Origin of the sequence: Aestuariibaculum suncheonense (assembly GCF_014596935.1) — a bacterium.
Lineage (GTDB): Bacteria > Bacteroidota > Bacteroidia > Flavobacteriales > Flavobacteriaceae > Aestuariibaculum > Aestuariibaculum suncheonense.
In genome coordinates, this window is sequence record NZ_JACVXC010000004.1 from 148,482 (window position 1) to 167,780 (window position 19,299).

At 32.4% G+C, this 19,299-nt stretch carries 9 protein-coding genes and 1 pseudogene; 3 read left to right on the forward strand and 7 right to left on the reverse strand.

Going from position 1 to position 19,299, the window contains the following annotated elements:
• The 7 genes from ICJ84_RS11615 to ICJ84_RS11645 form a co-directional block, all read right to left on the reverse strand.
• Positions 1 to 2,487 (reverse strand): glycoside hydrolase family 31 protein, encoded by a 2,487-nt coding sequence (locus tag ICJ84_RS11615; protein WP_188216576.1) that lies wholly within the window; start codon positions 2,485 to 2,487, stop codon positions 1 to 3.
• A 15-nt stretch (positions 2,488 to 2,502) separates the two neighbouring features.
• The gene (locus ICJ84_RS11620; RefSeq protein ID WP_188216577.1) at positions 2,503 to 4,254 is read right to left on the reverse strand and encodes a glycoside hydrolase family 66 protein; all 1,752 of its coding nucleotides are present in this window, start codon (positions 4,252 to 4,254) and stop codon (positions 2,503 to 2,505) included.
• A gap of 17 nt (positions 4,255 to 4,271) precedes the next feature.
• Positions 4,272 to 5,774 (reverse strand): SusF/SusE family outer membrane protein, encoded by a 1,503-nt coding sequence (locus tag ICJ84_RS11625; protein ID WP_188216578.1) that lies wholly within the window; start codon positions 5,772 to 5,774, stop codon positions 4,272 to 4,274.
• Positions 5,775 to 5,785: 11 nt separating this feature from the next.
• A complete protein-coding gene (locus tag ICJ84_RS11630; RefSeq protein WP_188216579.1) occupies positions 5,786 to 7,264 on the reverse strand; it encodes a RagB/SusD family nutrient uptake outer membrane protein in 1,479 nt (492 codons plus the stop codon).
• A gap of 10 nt (positions 7,265 to 7,274) precedes the next feature.
• On the reverse strand, positions 7,275 to 10,235 hold the full coding sequence (locus ICJ84_RS11635) for a SusC/RagA family TonB-linked outer membrane protein (protein WP_206688702.1): 2,961 nt from the start codon (positions 10,233 to 10,235) through the stop codon (positions 7,275 to 7,277).
• Between the two features lie 320 nt (positions 10,236 to 10,555).
• The gene (locus tag ICJ84_RS11640; protein WP_188216581.1) at positions 10,556 to 12,247 is read right to left on the reverse strand and encodes a DUF6377 domain-containing protein; all 1,692 of its coding nucleotides are present in this window, start codon (positions 12,245 to 12,247) and stop codon (positions 10,556 to 10,558) included.
• Positions 12,248 to 12,528: 281 nt separating this feature from the next.
• Positions 12,529 to 13,056 (reverse strand): hypothetical protein, encoded by a 528-nt coding sequence (locus tag ICJ84_RS11645; protein WP_188216582.1) that lies wholly within the window; start codon positions 13,054 to 13,056, stop codon positions 12,529 to 12,531.
• Positions 13,057 to 13,398: 342 nt separating this feature from the next.
• On the opposite strand from ICJ84_RS11645, the gene ICJ84_RS11650 reads away from it, so the two are divergent.
• The 3 genes and pseudogenes from ICJ84_RS11650 to ICJ84_RS11660 all read left to right on the forward strand — a co-directional run bounded on the left by ICJ84_RS11650 (position 13,399) and on the right by ICJ84_RS11660 (position 19,288).
• Positions 13,399 to 16,101, forward strand: a complete 2,703-nt coding sequence (locus tag ICJ84_RS11650; protein ID WP_188216583.1) for a hybrid sensor histidine kinase/response regulator transcription factor — start codon at positions 13,399 to 13,401, stop codon at positions 16,099 to 16,101.
• Positions 16,102 to 16,357: 256 nt separating this feature from the next.
• Positions 16,358 to 17,722 (forward strand): annotated as a pseudogene (locus ICJ84_RS11655) (sugar porter family MFS transporter); the annotation flags it as partial.
• Positions 17,720 to 19,288, forward strand: coding sequence for a glycoside hydrolase family 32 protein (locus tag ICJ84_RS11660; RefSeq protein ID WP_188216774.1), 1,569 nt, complete (start codon positions 17,720 to 17,722; stop codon positions 19,286 to 19,288). The pseudogene ICJ84_RS11655 and the gene ICJ84_RS11660, both read left to right, overlap by 3 nt.
• Positions 19,289 to 19,299: the final 11 nt, after the last annotated feature.

Here is a 19,299-nt window from a genome sequence, read left to right on the forward strand (position 1 = left end):
TTATTTATTAATTTCTATAGTTATAGCTAGTTTAGTATCTGGTGTTTTTATGCAAAGAAGTTGATGCTCTTTATCGTAATGATAACCTGATAAATCAAAGTTTGTATTTTGACTAGTTTCTAACGTTTTTAAATCAACCTTTTTAAGCTTAAGCTTATTTATTAGGACATTTTTAGGCTTATTTACCAAATGTATTTGAAACACATAATTTCGTTTTATTGAATAAAAATTTTGTTCAATAGGTCTATCGACTTTTATGGTATAATTTTCATTTTTCTTACCTAAATGAATTTTGGTTTTTGAAAATTCATCTTTTTTGTAATTATTTGAAGTACCATCATCTTCATATAATACAAATGAAGACTCTTTAGTTTCTGAAGGAAATATTTCAACAATCATGGCTGGATTCTCAACCTCATCGATATAATTCATTACAGGCATCTTGGGTATTATCGCGCCTTCCTCTACAAACATAGGAATGGTTTCTAGCGATACTCTATAATCTAAAGTAACTGGACCTTTGTAAGTTTTTGTTGGATTATTGAAGTCAACCCAAATGCCCTTTGGTAAATATACTTTTCTAGAACTCACATTTTCCTGAACTACTGGAGCTACCAAAAGTTTCTCTCCAAAGAAAAACTGATCATTAATTTCAATAGCCTTTTCATCTTTCGGAAACTCAATTGGTAAGGCCCTTAAAATTGGAATTCCTGTTTCATATGCCTCACGCGCATAAGTATATAAATATGGTATCAACTGATATTTAAGTTCGATAGCCTGCTTAGCTAAATGTTCAGCCTTTTCACCAAACAACCATGGCTCTACAGCATTATTCCCTTCATGATGAGCTCTACTTAATGGATTGAAAACACCAAATTGCAGCCAACGCACATATAATTCTGCAAACTCTTCATAGCTGGTTATATCTCCACAGTAACCCGAGATATCAGTTGTCCAAAAGGGAATCAGTCCCATTCCTGCCGATAATCCTAAGGGAATTTGATTTGCGAGATTCTCCCAACCATCTGTTACATCTTCTCCATTCCCACTATCACCTGACCAACCAAAAGTATATCGTTGCAATCCCGAATAGGCCGCTCTGGTCATTTGAAAAACTCTTTGATTTGGATTGTGCTTTTCAAACTGCTCGGTCACCACTTTATCCCAGGTTAAACCATAAACATTATGAATTTCTTCATGCATACCCAAATAATGCTTCATATGTAATCTATCAGTGCTTTCTTCATTACTCCAGGCTGGCTCTCCCATATCTGTCCAAAAACCTTTAATTCCATCTTCCAAAGTCTTTTGCTGCAGATTCCCCCACCAATCAGCTACTTCCGGTTTAGTAAAATCAACAACACCTGCATTACCTCCCCATGGCCAAGGCATATCATAAGCTAATTCGGTTCTATCATCTAAAACCAGATAGCCTTTATCATGAGCTTCTTGCCATTGAGCTTTTGTTTCCTGAGAAATAACTGGGTCTTGTGATACAATCACTTTAAACCCCTGCTTATTTAAATCAGATAACATTTCCCTAGGATTATCGTATCGATCATTGCGCCAATTAAAGTTTTGTAATCCTTCTACCCATCCAATATCCTGATAAATTATATCACATGGAATTCCTCGTTTTCGATACTCAGTAGCAATTTCCCTTGTAAGGTTCTCGTTAGTTAACATTCCTCTACTTTGTGACCAACCCAAGGCCCATTTTGGTGGCATAATTGGTTGTCCTGTCAACCTTGTGTAGCTTTTTATAATTTCCTTATAATCACTACCGTAAAAGAAATAGTAAATAAAAGCTCCTGCAGGGGCAGAAAATGACAGTTCGTTTTTAACTTCCTTCCCAAAATCAAACTTCGTTTTAAAAGTATTATCCAAGAAAAGCCCATAATTGTAATTACTCATAAAAAAAGGGATACTCTTATATAGTGGATCCTCAATCTCTGAATAGCACGGCTTATCACTATTCCACATAATAAATGACTTCCCTCTTCTATCTAAATCTCCTGTTTTTTCTCCTAGCCCTAAAAAATGCTCATCATCTCTAAGTTTTTTAGTGGTCTTAACCAGAGTTCCATCTATCCAATATGGCTGCAAATCAACATCTCCAAAAAGTAATCTTTGGTACTTATTAAAAATTTGAATTTTAAAAGGGTCCTTATAAATTATAACCCTCAATTTTTCTGTAAAGACTTCAAGATTTGTGGAAGACTGATTTACCTCTATACTGTAATCTTGATCAAAACTTTCATTAATTACCGCAAACGAAGCATTGTTTCTTTCAAAAAGGCCATCGGGAGAAAACCAAAATTTAATATTTTCTCCATCTAAAAACTTTAATCTCATTTTAGAACCATCATCCAGAGAAATCGTAACTCTATTTTTATCTTTCTCAAACCCTGTTATTACTTGTGAAGTTTGAGAATATGACTGAATTACAAAAGTTATTGAAACGACCAATAATAAAATTGTTCTCATAATGTTTTACTGTATTTATTGTTCAAGAACAATCATACTCCAGTATTCTAAATAAGGCACTGTAATTTGAATTGTGTTATCGTTTTGAATATATTCTACTTCTTTCGACGCTCCTCCTTTAAAATCTGGTGAAGCAAACCAAACTTTAGAAACCGAATGATCAACAGCGATAGACAAATCAAAACCTGCGAACGCATTCGGCTTTGTTTGGATTTTATTATTATCTCTCCAGCTAAGTGTATTAGTCCCGTCGAAATTTAATAATTGAATAACTGTCTTATTATCAATTTTTTTCCCGACCACTGAAGCATTGCCTGTTATTGGCGGCCAATTATTAAGACTAATACTCTTTGACGATACATCAGGTATAACAAAGTCTCCTCCATCCCTTAACAGGTTTTCATACGCCACCATAAAATCATAATACTCTTTTAAAGAATTTTTCAAATCATCTTGCATATATAAGTTGTTAAAAGGAAAATATTCTCTAGAAAGCATATGCTCTCCAAGCTCTAAATGAGAACCTCCGAATGCAAAAATTACAGCATCTGTTAACAATACACTAGGCGTATTAAAACTTCCCTCTGAAGCATCATAATTCATATAGGCTGCCAAAACTGTATTTAGTTGATTATTTGACATTTCTCTGTTTTCCAAGATAACCTGAACTAAATCGCTATATTGTATTCTGCTCCAAACCTCAGTATAAGCAAAATCTACGGGGGTTTTTAAAATATTATCTTGTCCGTATTGATCAACAGCATTTAGGACTATTTTCTTCTCAGGAAAGTGGGTTTTTAGATTATTTAAAAAATTCTCAAAACCAGTTTCCAAATCCATGAGATAACCATTGTAATCGTATAATAAACCTCTGTTTCCTAATTGATCTAAGTGCCATCCATCAAAATTTAAATTTGAATAAACATCTTCCGTCTTATTGAAAATATATTTCTGCCAATCTTGATTGGAAGGATTGGTCACCAAAATACTTCCTAAATCACCCAAATCATGTTTATCTGAATTTTTGTGATATTGATCTTTGAATGCTAACCATTCATTAGAAAAACCGTCCCCATTTTCTGGATGCCAAGCACCAAAAATTAAATTATAGAACATAGAAGCCATATTTAACTCGTGTCCAGCGTTAATGTAATTATTAACCGTTTCAAACTTTATTTCACGATTAAATAAATCAACCCAAGTACTTTCAGGGCTTCCATTAGCATCCAAAGGCAGCGGAATGTGATGTTTAGCATGCCAATCGTAATATTGTAAACCATTAACATGAAAATCCTTTAAATTATTCAAGACCTCATTTTGATTTTCTGAAGAAATATTTCCAAAACTAGAAAGAAAACCATAGCGCGGAAACTTAGTCCAATTGGAAGATACATCAACAGCAATGGTTCCTAAAACATCTTCATTTGCGATATCAACAAGTTCTACCATATAACCCCGAAAATCTTCTATTGGAGGTGTCCAATTCCAAGTAGTTGCAGACAAGGATTCTTCTGCAAGAACTTCCCCTAAAAACTTATATCTTATTATCGTGTTTTCACGCACTTCATCAACATGAAAACTTACTTCCTCGCCCGGCGCATACTTTGCTTTATCCTTTAACAGCCCTAAAGTCTCAGAATACATTTCTGGAGTTATACTTTCCTCTACTTCTAATTCTTGACTTTCGTTATTATCACAAGAAAAATTTAATACTAATAGAACTATTAAAAATATTGTGAATTTATTTTTTGATATTATTTTTCCCATTTTATTTATTTAAACTGTTATTGCTTAATTATTGTAATAACTTCTGTAACAAGGTTTACACGAATTTCATACGTACCTGCATCTCCCTCTTGCATCTTCCATTTATTATCTGGCCCATCACAACCTTGAGTATAAATAAAACTTGTATTTGTTATGGACTGGGAACTAGTTGCTGCGTTAATCCATTCTCCTCCACACCATTCTCCAATAAACTTTGAAATTTTAAATTCTCCAGTAGGATTATCAGCTCCTAATTCCCCAAGAAAAATGTATTCGCCATTAACATAATCCATTGGATCTGGATTGTTAATATTCCACCCGTTTGGTCCTCCATCGCCGATCAAATACAATGATACTTTGCTAAAGACGATTGTATTATTCTGGGTATCGACTATGATTCTGTACCTACCTTGATCTGCTTCACTAACACTCCACTTATTATCGACATCACAACCTGAGTTTTGATCTACAATACCATTTTCCAATATTTGATTATCCTGAAATGGTCGATACCATTCCCCACACCAGTCACCTAAGGCGCCTGCGAAAATTTTAAAATTTCCTGGATTAAGCTGTCCTTCATAATAAAACTCAAAAGGATTATCGCTGTTTTGATTAAATGCTACTGGTGAATCAATGTTCCATCCGCTCTCAGAAGCATCTCCAACTATCCATAAATTTGCGAAAGGGGGAGTTTTTACTGTAATCTCTACGACTTCTATTTTAATTGTCTTATTTAATAAGTCTACAGTAATTTTATATTCCTGATCATTCTCTAAGCTTTGATCAATTGACCACTGTAAATCATCTCCACTTCCTCCTTCGTTATAAATGATTTTGCCAGAATCAATTGCGTCCTTTGTATAAAAATCTTGACACCAACAACCATCTTGACTTACTGCGAACTTAAAATTCCCTGAAGTTAAATCGCCTCTATAAACAAAGACACCCCTTTGTGTTGTTGAGGCTGTCAACTCTGTTGCATTGGATATATCCCAACCGTTTGGAGTGGCATCTCCAACTATAAATAGTTTATTTGAAACTGGTTTAAAAGTTGTTACATTAAAATTAGCTGAAGCCACTTGATCTGAAACCAATTCATTAGACACTTTAGCAGTAACTCTTGCCTTTAAATCATATGTCTTGTCAACATCTAAACCATAATCGAGAAGCGCCCTATTTAAATCACCAAATCTAACTTCATGTGAAAATGTGTTCTGCACATTATCTACAAAAATTGCTATTGGGTTTGAAAAATCACCATCGACCAAATCCAAGTCTAGTCTATATTTTATGGCTGCTCCAGTACTTTTATTCGATCCACTAGACCAATTAAATACCACTTTATTATTGAAAAACAGTTCTTCTAACACCATTTCAGAATTAGAAAGTGTCACTTCTAAAACGTCATCTGTATCAAAAGTGTTATCAACTAAATCATCATTACAGGATAGAGAAACAAGCGTTAAAACACTTATCATTACCCAAATGATATTCTTAAATATATTTTTATTCTTCATCGTTTTCTTTTTTAGTAACCAGGGTTTTGAGTTAGTTTTGGATTTCTATCAATTTCTATCTGTGGCACTGGAAATAGTAAATGTTTTTGGGAAGCATTGGATTTACCTATAGAATGTAAAAAGTCTAAACCATATTGACCATTATTGACACGTATTAAATCGAACCAACGTTGCCCTTCAAAAGCTAATTCTAACCTACGCTCTTTTAAGACAGCTTCTCTAAAATTAATTTGGCTTAAACCTGGTTGAATGTCGTCAAGACCTGCTCTGTTTCTTATCCTGTTTAAATAATTTTCGGCTTGTAATGTCTGACCCAATTCATTTAACGCTTCTGCCTTCATTAACAATACATCTGAAAAACGTAATACCGGAAAGTTAAGAGGACTGTTGTCATATGAGGGAATTAGGCTTAGTGGAACTAAAAATTTACGAACATTATACCCTGTATAGGAGTATTCACTTTGGTAATCTTTCCCGTCAAAATCAGGACACCCTTCATAAAGTGTTGTAACTTCTTTTCTTGAATCTCCTTCCTCATATTGATCCATAAACTCTTGAGTGGGCTGATTCCAACCAAAACCACCACCAACAAAATTTGCACCTCTTGGTCCCATAAATGGGCTAGCCCATGAAGCTTGATTTTCATTATCCCAGAAGCTATAACCTCCGTCTGATGCAAATTGTATTTCGAAAATAGATTCTTTTGAATTTTCATTATTAATATCAAAATTATCCGCATAGTTATCATTTAGATCATAACCTAAAGACTCTACTTCTGTTGCCATATTTAAAGCCTCTTGATAATTACCTAAAGTTAAATGTACTTTAGCCAATAATCCGTATGCAGCCCCTTTTGATGCTCTTCCTAAATCTTGTTGACCATATGATGATTTTTTTGGCAAAAGCTGAGCAGCGCTCTCTAAATCATCTATAATCAAATCATAAATTTCTTTTACAGGATTCCTTACTGGAAATAAATCGTCATCAGAACTTAGAGGCGTGGTAACCAATGGAACATCTCCAAAATAACGTGCTAAAATGAAGTAGTAATGAGCTCGTAAAAAATGAGCTTCACCCATACTTCTATTTTTAATAGCAGTATCTATATCCAAGGTAGGAGCCGTTTCCAAAACTATATTTGACATCAAAATACCTGGCCAAGGGCCCCTCCACAGATCTAAAACTCCTGCATTATCTGGTTGAGTTGTAAAATTGGACATATTTTGTGTTTCAATTCCATCAGTACCTCCACCGGCACCGACGATGCTGTTACCTGCCATAATATCAGATGTCCACATTCTTAAATTATATAATTTTGGCCATTGCAATGGTTGATAAGCACCATTAACAACCGTTACCAGTTCCTCAGCTGTCCGAGGATAGTTTTCTGTATTTATTGTATCAAGTGGTTGTTTATCTAAAAAGTCTTCACTACAGCTTGTTATAATTGTGAAGCCGAAAATTATAAGTATGATATTTATATGTTTCATAGTATATTTTTTAAAATCCAACGGTTGCTCCTAAGGTGAATGTTCTTGTTATTGGATAAATATTATTATCAATACCATTTGGACCTATTTCCGGATCGAAACCAGAATAATTTGTGATTGTAAATAGGTTCTGAGCTGAAATGTAAAGCGTTGCATTATTGAAAAAGGATTTTTTAAAATTGTCTACTGGAATCGTATAAGACAAGTTCACATTTTTCAATCTTAAGTAAGATCCATCCTCAATGTATCTTGTTGACTGCCTGTTATTATTATTTGGGTCGCCAAAAATTGCTCTCGGCATCGTATTACTGCTTCCTGCTCCTTGCCATCGGTCTAAAACCGCTGTTGATTGATTGGTTGTAACAGACATATTCTCTGTATACAATCTATTAGCGTTAAATATATCATTACCATATACGCCTTGAAAAAAAACACTTAAATCAAAATTTCCTATTTTAAATGTATTGTTGAATGAATAGGTGAAGTCAGGATTTGGATTACCTATAAAAGTTCTGTCATCATCATTTATTACTCCGTCGCTATTCAAATCTTTAAAACGTATATCACCTGGTGCTGTACTTGTAAATGAATTTATTCCTGGGGTTTGAAGAGCAGCATTATTTACTTCTTCTTGAGTTTGAAATATACCATCCTGAACAAACCCATAAAAAACATTAATTGGATAATTTGGTTGTATTCTCGCCAATGTATAATTTAACCCAATACCTCCTGTAGTAAGTGGTGTATCGCTATTTATACTGAGTACTTCATTTTTATTATATGCGAAAACAAAATCTGTAGACCACTTAAATTTATCCTTCCTAATATTATTAGTAGTAAGCACAACTTCTATTCCTTGGTTTCTAATTTTTCCTGCATTAATAAATGGCACAAAAACATCAGAGTAACCAGAAGTAACCGGCACTGTTTGAGGCACCAACATATCTTCTGTGTTTTTAATATAACCGTCAATTGTTAAATCAACTATATTATCAAACAAGCTTGCATCTAAACCAATATTGAATTGTTTCTGTGATTCCCATTTAACATTAGAATTAGGAAGTACGGTTGGTACAGCTGCCGTCACGAAGGTGTTATTAAAATTATAGAGGTTTGTATTATATGATGATGCAAAAGAATAATTACCTATATTTTGATTACCTGTTATACCATAACCTATTCTTAATTTTAAGTCATTTATACTTTTTGAATCTTCAAAAAAACCTTCTTCGGTTACTCTCCATGCCACAGATGCCGATGGAAATGTTCCATATTTATTACCTTCACCAAACCTTGAAGAACCATCTCTACGAACTGTAGCCGTTAGATAGTATTTATTTTTATAATCGAATTGCCCCCTAGCAAAATATGAAAATATTGACCATTCAGACCCACTTCCATTAATGGTAGGTTGTAATAAGCCATTATTAATTGTTTGAGCATTTTCACTAGTGAACCCTTGTACAGAGCCACTGATATATTTAAATTGATTTTCCTGGGCACTTGTACCTAAAACCCCTGTTATAGAACTTCCATCTTCGAACTCCTTATTAAAGGTTAAAGTATTATCCCAAAGTAAGGTTAAGCTCTTATTTGAACCTTCCGCTAAAAATGCATTAGGAGATACTTTTGAATCCCAACTATATGAAGGAGCCCAAGTTCGCGTATCCCAAAAATTTGCCTCGACTCCAAGAATAGATTTAAATTTAAAATTCTTTAAAAACCCTAACTCTCCATATATATTTCCCTGGAGATTATACCCTTTAGTGGTATTCTCTACGATATTTGATTTCCCTATTGGGTTATCCAAATCTCCTGAGTAAATTGGCTGCCCTATTGGTCCTGAGTAGTTCCCATTCTCTCTAAAAATAGGTTGTGTAGGCAGAGAAAGAATAGTATTTTGAATACTATTATCTCCATTTTTTTTGATATCATAATTTAACTTCAAACTATTACCAAACTTCAAGTTATCATTAATTTGAGTATCACTATTAAACTGCATTATATATCTTGTATACCCCGAATTGATTATGATTCCATCCTGATCAAAAATGTTAATGGAGGTATACAAATTAGATTTATCAGATCCTTGGGAATATGAAAGTGTTATGTTACTTTGTCTACCTGTAGTAAAAAAAGCATCTAACCAATCTGTACCAGAACCTAAAGAAGAAGGGTTCGTAAATTCCGGATTGGGTAGTAAATTTCCATTAACTAACATTTCATTACTTAACAATGCAAATTGTCGCGCATTTAAAACATCTATGGTATTTGTCGCCTGCTGAAATCCGGTAAATGTATCAATACTTAATTGTCCTTGCCCCTTCTTACCTCTTTTGGTAGAAATAATTATAACCCCATTTGATCCTCTCGCACCATAAATCGAAGTCGCTGAAGCATCTTTTAAAACCTGTAGAGATTCTACATCCTTCATATTAACCTGATTTAACCCACCATTTAAAGGCATACCATCCACTACAATTAGAGGATCATTATTTCCAATAGTTCCTGTACCTCTAATTCTAAAAGTTGGATTGTTTCCTGGCTGACCAGATGTCGTAATGGTTACTCCGGCCGCTCGACCTTGAATCGCATCACCGATATTTGAAGCTGGTTGTTTTTGAACATCTGCCATTTCTATAGCAGATAGGGAACCTGTTAAATCTCTCTGCTTGGATTCTCCATAGCCAATAATTACAACCTCATCTAAAGAAGACACATCAGGAACTAACTTAATCGATATAGGATTTTTACTTGTATTTAGGATTTGAGTCTTGTAACCGATATAACTAATGACGAGATTTGCATTCACACTACGAACTGTGATTTCAAAATTTCCATCAAAATCAGAAATCACTCCGTTCGAAGTATTTTCTTCAACTATTGACGCTCCTGGAAGTGGTGTATTAAATTCATCTAAAATTTTACCAGTTACTTTTAACTGATTTAATTCTTGTGATGAAATTTTCAAAGAATAGAATAGAGTTATAAAGAATAATAAATACTTTAATTTCTTTATCCTATTAAGTAGTTTTAGTTTAGTTTTTTCATTCATCTTAAAATTAGTTTGAGTTAATTTAGAATATAATTGAGTTAATTTGAAACAACTCATTAACAAATGAACAAAAAAACACATCCTAAAAGACGCTCTTAAAAAAACGTATAGATAAATATGAATAAAACAGGACAAACAAAAAAACTAAATATCTGAAAATTAATATTTTAAAATATATAAAACAACAATTTTAATATAGATTATTAAACTAAAACAATGTCCAATTTAAAAGAAATTTAAGCTCTTATTGAAGTGTTTTCGTTCAATTTAAGATCAAATTTCTCGTTTTCAATTAAAGATTTGTTCCGAACTTTAGTTTTAAATGCATAAATGGAATTGACTGAATAACCGAGTATTTGGGCTATTTTCTCATTGTGAGTAACCCCCAATCTGATTAGGGCAAAAATGCGAAGTTCTTTGTTTAATATTTGATTTTCTTTCAGACGAATTTGTTGACCTTCCTTCATTAACGAATTAAATTCATTGATGAAATTTGGAAAAAGATTTATAAATGCAGTGTCAAAATTATGTAATAATTTGTCCTTTTCTTTTCTTGGATTATATTTGGACAAATGATACTTAACCTTTTCATATTCTCCCAAATCAAGATAACTATCAACCTTTATTATTAATTCGTTAAACTTTTCAAATATATCATCGTACTCCGTAAAAAAGAATCCTAAATACTCTTCTTTGATTTTATTAGCTTCAAAAAGTCTGGAATTTACCTGAATGATTTCATTATTGCTCTCATTTAGTTTCTTGTTCACTTCTAACAACACTACATTTTTATCCTGAAGTTCATTGTGAGCATTAGCTATAACTTTTTTCGCCTTTTGAAGCCTTTTGAACTGAATAATTATTATTCCTGTAAAAAGCAACACTATTATAAGAAAAACGGTAACTCCAACATATTGCCAGTATAATCTTGTTTTTTCTCGCTCTATATTTTTTAAAATTTCTTGTTCAATTAGTGGTAAAACAGCTCCTATTTGAAGTTTTCGCTGTTGTGCCCCATAAAATCTGGAATCATCGTAGGCTTTGTTAATAACTAATGAAGCATTTAATAAATCGCCCTTTTTAAATAGAAGTTCAGCTAGCCTAATCATGGCCAAAGACTCCTTTGTAGAGGTTCTTACATCGTTTATGGTTGCTAATGTAAAATGCTCGATAGCCGCATTAGGTTTATTCTCTATACTATAAATTTCACCCAGCATAAAATGGGTTAAGGCCAAATCATGTGCCGAATTTTCCGCTTTTAACAAGTCCTCAAAATCCAACTGAGCTTCCTTATATTTTTTACTCTTGAGCTTATTGAAAGCTACCAGAAAACTATAATAGAACGTTCCTTTTTCAGTTAACAAGACGGCTTTGTTCCTATACTTCTTTGCTAGTTCATCATAATCATCATTAAAATAGGGTAGATTACTATATTCAGCCATATCACTGTAACATCTTCCCATTATACCATAATAATAAGAAGCTATTTCTTTAGTTATATTCGTAGTATCAATAGAATTTAAATAATCAAATCCCTCTTTATACATACCCCCAGAAACACATATATCGGCTAAATTTAAATACGCCCTATTTTGAAGCTGCTTATCTCCAACTGACTCTGCAATTCGTTTTGTCTGTAATGCATAACTGAAAGCTGAATCCCTTTTAAAAACAATATATTGCCCGAATAACTCCTGACTTAAATTGAATCTCTCTGTCAGATTGGTTTTATCTAAACTATTTAGCCGTAAGTTTAATTCCTTTATATTCAAAACCTTAGATGAATCGTAGATATCAACAGAATCTAAAACCTTCTTTAAGACTATAAAAGAATTATTTGATTGTCCAATTACGAGGCTACTAGAAAGGCATAACAAAATAAAAAAGAGCCTGTTCAATTTTAATGCGCAGTAAAATATTTTCTCCATCTCTATTTTAAATATCTACAAAAAATAAAGGTATTGAATTATTTAAACTTATTTAAGCATCAGCAAACAAGCTATCCTTTAAAAAAAATTGTAGCACTATTATATTAAACTGTGGAAAGCATTTAAATATTAAACTCCACTGTTTAAAAATCAATTAAGAATACAATAATGCCAGATAGCTTTTTTAGCAAGGATAATTTTGAATTATACTAAAAAGACAATAAAACAAAAGATTAATCGCTGTTAACTAATTACACCAATAACTAGTAAACTAATGAAAATCATTCGGTGCCCTTTCTAATAAAGTCAATAATTGGTTTTAGATGTCTAATAAAGTGATTAGGTGCTAAGTCAAACCAAAGCTTCACCTCACCTGTTTGATGACCATCAACTTTCAATTTATTTTTAATTTTGAAATCTAAACAATTAACTCCGGAAAGATATTTTTCTTCACCATTACTATAAATGAATTTATTGAAATTACTTTTCAGATAAAATCTAAAATATAAATAGGTTCCCTTAGACAACTTGTCTAAACTATGTGATTTCAAAAATCTAGCATATCTCATGCCCTTAATTTTCACAATATTTTCTTTTGGCATTTCAAAAAACAAATGCTCATTACCCTTATCATCAAAAGCGGTTAATTTAACCACATTAAGCTCCATTTCAGAAACACCCTCATTAAAAGACCATTCATTTATTAATATAACTTCCTTTGTATTAGTAACCGAATTAGTGTAAAAATATGGGTTAATAACTACAGAATTAGGAACATATTGATTTGGATATAATTTACGTGCCTTCATAACAAAATAATTTTAAATTATACAATTTAAAGTTACGTTGATATAACTCTAAAAACAATAACACAATTAGCCACTTTGTATCCAATATTAACTGTAAAACAACACCATAAGACCAATAAAAACAATGGTTTTCATTTTTAATTTTGTCTTCAAAATCAATTAATGAACAGAGGATATAATAAATTAAATGATCCAGAAGAGTATCTATTTAACCCAAATTTTAATGTATAATTTTTTAGCAGTAATTGAAAACATATAACACCTAAATATATCTTAAACTGACATATTTGTAATATTTTTGACTAACAGAACCATAAATTATGGTCCGCATTTTCAATCATCATGAGAAATCTTATTCTTTTTTTTATCTCTATAGTTTCTATTATTATAATTTCTTGCAGTGAAATAAATCATAAAAAATACAGAATAGGGTTTTCTCAATGCTTGAGTGATCAGATGTGGAGAAATGCAATGAATCATTCTATGCAAATTCAAGCATCTCTGAATCATAATGAGATTAATCTTTCAAGGTTTGAAGCTCATGGTAGCACTAAACTACAAATAGCGCAAATAGAGGAAATGATTAAGAATCAATATGATTTGATTATTGTTTCTCCCCTTGTTCAAGATAGTATTGTCCCTGTTATTGAAAAAGCATTCGATGCCGGAATACCGATTATTCTTTTAGATCGAAAAATTAATTCTGACAAATACACTGCTTTTGTTGGGGCTGACAACTTAGAAGTAGGACAAACAGCTGCCAAGTACATTATATCTAACTCTCAAGAGAAAAACATACATGTTTTAGAAATAAAAGGTGTTGGAAACTCGTCTCCTGTAGAAGAAAGAAGCTTAGGTTTTCATCATGAAATTCAAAATAATCCAAATATTAACATTGTTAAAACTATTGAAGGAGTCAATCCTTCCGAAATAGTAAAAACTTTAGATTCCTTAGGACCTAGAGGTATCGATTATATTTATGCCTTTAATGATCAATTGGCCAAACAAGTTTGGGACTTAACCAATAAATTACAGTTTGAAAAAAAACTAAAATTCATAGGTGTTGATGGATTAAACATTCCTGATGGAGGCATAGGATTGGTCCAAAACAATATTCTAAATGCAACAATTTTATACCCCACTGGTGGTGATGAAGCTATTAGACTTGCTTTAAGAATATTGAACGGAGAAAAGGTTCAAAAAAATAATATTTTACGAACAACTGTGATTGATTCTAAAAATGCGGAAATCATGAAGAATCAATTAGACAAGATAAATCAACATCAAGAAGACATTGTCGCCCAACAAAACAAAATCAATGAACAAGAAAAAACATATTCTACTCAAACGAACATATTAAAACTTGTTCTAGGTCTTTTAATTACCAGTATTCTACTTGGTTCCTTTAGTATATATTCTGGTTTTAAACTTCGTAAAAAAAAGCGTGAGTTAGAACTAAGAAATAATAAAATCACAATCCAACAGGAACATATTCAAAAAATAAGTGAAGCTAAAACTAACTTTTTCACCGGTCTCTCACATGAATTTAAAACACCTATTACTCTAATCCTCTCTTCTATTGAATCAATTTCAGACAATAAATCAATTAGAGACAATAAATTAATTAGAGAGGTAGGTTTAATATTTAACAATTCTAAAAGATTATTAAGACTTATAAATCAACTCATTGACTTTCGAAAAATAGAAGACAGAAAATTCATTTTGAAAGCATCAGAAACCAACTTGTATCAATTTTCAAAATCTATTTTTAAAGATTTTGAACGTGAAGCTCAGAAAAGGAATATTAAATTTTCTATTAACACAAACAATGAATTTTTAAAAGTTTTCATCGATAGAAATTTAATGGATAAGGTATACTTTAACATTTTATCTAATGCGTTTAAGTTCACTCCTAACAATGGTACAATTAGCATTGATATCATAGATGAAGAAACTAATTTTGTAAAGATCCATTTTAGCGATTCTGGTATTGGTATTCCTGATACAGAAATGGATAAGGTTTTCATGCCCTTCTTTCAAGGTTCAAATAATAAAAAATCTAGCTCAGGCATTGGTTTACACCTTTCTAAAGAATTTATTGAATTGCATAAAGGTACTATTGAAGTAAATTCTAAAAATGGAGCGGAATTCATTATATCATTATATAAAGGCGATGTACACTTAAGTTCTGATGAAATAATTTATGAGCCTGACATAATAGAAAACCCTACTTTAAGTTTTGAGACTGACTACGAAGATGACGCTTTTATTCTTAAAAATGATATAGATGAAGACAACAAAAACACCTTATTAATAATAGAAGACAATCCTGATCTCATAAGATACCTGAACAATAAACTTTCTGCTGAATTTATTATTGAAACATGCGATGGGCATGGAGCCATTGAAAAGGCTTTTGAACTGATCCCCGATATAATTATTTGCGATGTTAACTTACCTGATAAAAATGGATTCGAAATATGCGACATTCTAAAAAAGGATTTAAGAACATCACATATTCCTTCTATTATTTTAACCGCATACGATAGTAAAGAATCATACATTCAAGGGTTAGATTCGGGTGCAGATTTGTTCCTGACAAAACCTTTCAGTTTTACCATACTTTACAGATCCATTAAAAACTTACTTTTTAACAGAGAAAAGTTGCGTAGGCATCACATAAAAAACATTTATAAAACAGAACCCACAAATGACCTTGCTAATTCTGAGCAAGAATTTATTAATGACATGAATAAATATGTTCATGAAAACATTGATGATTCCAGTTACAATGTAGAACAATTAGCTTCGGATCTAGGTATATCGAGAGTACAGCTTTATAGAAAAGTAAAGGCTATATTAAATATTAACGTCAGTGACTATATTCAAAATCTACGATTAGAAAAAGCAAAAATATTACTTCAGGAATCGACGCTTTCAATATCTGAAATAGCTTATTCGGTAGGATTTTCATCCCCAAGTTATTTCTCTCTAACCTTTAAAAATAAATTTGGTAAATCTCCAAAAATGTACAGAAAAAAATAACAGTTTCTTAATATCATATTGATTGTACTATCATATTAATACCAGTATTTTATCCCTAAACACAAGTATTTTACCATACAAAGATGTAACTATTTTTATAATTTCATATAAAAACGAACAAAAAAACACAACATCAATTAATTGAAAATCAAAACAATAAGATCAAATTAAGTTCATTTACAATTATGTAACAATTCTTATACGGTTTACTATGTTGGATATCTAGTTTTATAGAAATTAATTTTCCAACTAAATTATGAATAAGAAAATATTGATCTGGTCTATCACGGCCGCACTTGCTGGTTTCCTATTTGGCTTTGATACAGTTGTTATATCTGGCGCAGAAAAAACATTACAACACATATGGAACTCATCTGATGTTTTTCATGGAACCGTAGTAATAGGTATGGCTTTGTGGGGAACTGTTATAGGAGCTTTACTTGGTAGCTTTCCAACAAATAAATTAGGACGCAAAAAAACCCTAATCTGGATAGGTGTATTTTACACGGTTTCTGCTATTGGCTCTGGTTTAGCCAATGACCCATATACCTTTGCTTTATTTAGATTTTTAGGCGGCTTGGGTGTTGGGGCTTCTACTATTGCTGCTCCTGCATACATCTCTGAAATAGCACCAGCAAAAGACAGAGGGAAACTGGTAGGTTTATATCAGTTTAATATTGTATTCGGCATTTTAATAGCCTTCTTGTCAAATTATTTATTAAATGATATTGGAGAAAACGCCTGGAGATGGATGGTTGGTATTGAAGCCATTCCTGCAGCCCTATACACAATTATCACTTTAAGTATTCCGAAAAGTCCAAGATGGTTATTAACCAAATTAAGAAACAGTGAGGCCAAAAATGTTCTTCGAGTTATTAACCCGGGAGTAGATCCAGAACAATTAATGATGGAGATTAAAGATGAAATGAACAACACCATTCCTAACGAAAATATTTTCATGAAGAAGTATAGACTTCCTTTAATCTTAGCTTTTCTAATTGCTTTTTTCAATCAATTATCAGGTATCAATGCGTTGCTTTATTACGCGCCTAGAATACTAACCGAAGCAGGATTAGAAGAAAGTTCAGCCCTTTTAAGTAGTATTGGTGTCGGTATAACCAATTTACTCTTCACACTATTAGGGATCACACTTATTGATAAGTTGGGCAGAAAACAGCTAATGTACATCGGGTCTTTTGGATACATTATATCATTATCACTTGTGTCTGCAGCATTTTTCTTCAATTGGGAAGGTGGAGCTGTTCCAATATTTTTATTCTTATTCATCGCAGCTCATGCTATCGGTCAAGGAACTGTAATTTGGGTATTTATTTCTGAAATTTTCCCGAACCATTTAAGAGGATACGGTCAATCCTTTGGCAGTTCTGTACACTGGGTATTGGCTGCGGTAGTTCCTTCTTTAGTTCCAGTGTTATTTTCAACCATTGGAGCCGGTATGGTTTTCTTAATTTTCGCTATAATGATGGTGTTTCAACTTCTATTTGTGATTTTCATGATGCCTGAAACCAAAGGTATTTCTTTAGAACAATTAGGAAAAACTTTGATTAAAACAGACAATTCAAAGACTCTCAAAAAAGTAGCCAGTGTTGCCGTAATAATGTTTTTCACTTTCTCATGTAAAGAAACTACAAAATCTAGCTTAGATAGCGAAACCACATCCGAGAATATAGTTTATACAGAAGAAACTTTATACCGTCCAAACTTCCATTTTACCCCCAAAGAAAACTGGATGAATGACCCTAACGGTATGTTTTTTTTAAATGACACATATCACCTGTTTTTTCAATACTACCCAGAAGGAAATAAATGGGGTCCTATGCACTGGGGGCATGCTACAAGTAAAGATTTGATAACATGGACAGAAAATCCTATAGCTCTATATCCCGATGAACTAGGTTATATTTTTTCTGGTAGTGCAGTAGTAGACCTAAAGAACACTTCTGGATTTGGAGATGGTACAACTCCTCCTATAGTGGCTATTTTTACCCATCATGATCCAATTAAAGAAAGAAAAGGTCTTATTGATTTCGAGAATCAAAGTATAGCCTATTCAATTGACGAAGGAAAAACATGGATTAAGTATGCAAATAACCCTGTCTTAAAAAACCCAGGAATTAAGAACTTTAGAGACCCTAAAGTGGTTTGGGACGAAGACCATCAACAATGGGTTATGGCACTTGCTGCGGATGACAGAACCAAATTTTACAGCTCTAAAAATTTAAAGGAATGGGCGTTCATTTCTGATTTTGGAAACGACATTGGTGCCCATGGCGGGGTTTGGGAGTGTCCTGATTTTTTTCCAATGCAATCCGAAAATTCTAATGAAACCAAATGGATTCTTCTTCAAAGTTTAAATCCCGGTGGTCCAAATGGAGGATCTGCAACGCAATATTTCATTGGTGACTTTGATGGCAAGACATTTAAACTTGATGAAGACTTTAAAAAGCAGTTAGATTTAAAAAAGGCTATCTGGTTAGATCATGGAATGGATAATTATGCTAGTGTTACTTGGAATAATGCCAACGGTAAAAACCCAATTTCTATAGGATGGATGTCTAACTGGTTATATGCACAAGATGTGCCCACCGAAACCTGGAGAAGTAGCATGACTCTCCCAAGAGAACTAAAACTAAATAAAACTGAAAATGGATTTTTAATTTGCTCTGAACCTGTTGATCAATTAGAAAATTATTATTCCGATAAAATCACCAAAGAAGACATAGAATTTAAAGAAAAAACAGTTTTAATCGACGGTAAAACTATAGACTTAACAAAGTCTGTAATAGATATAAAACTAACCAATTTAACTGCTGACGCATATACTTTCACGCTTTCTAATACTATTGGAAACAACCTGAAATTCGGACTAGATAATATTGAAAAATATCTTTTTATAGATCGTCAATCATCAGGGCTAACAAATTTCTCTGAAGCATTTGGAAAACACGTTACGAAGGCCCCTCTTACCAAAGAATATCAAGAAGCCAGGATAAAAATCATATTAGACAAAACATCGATAGAGCTTTTCTTTAACAATGGTCAAGAGGTGTTAACTGAAATATTCTTTCCAAATGAACCTTTCGACAAGTTAACAATAGAATCTTCAAGAAAAGAAGCTAAAATTTCAACTTTAAACGCGAATAAACTAAACATAAATAACAACTAACTATTAAAAAC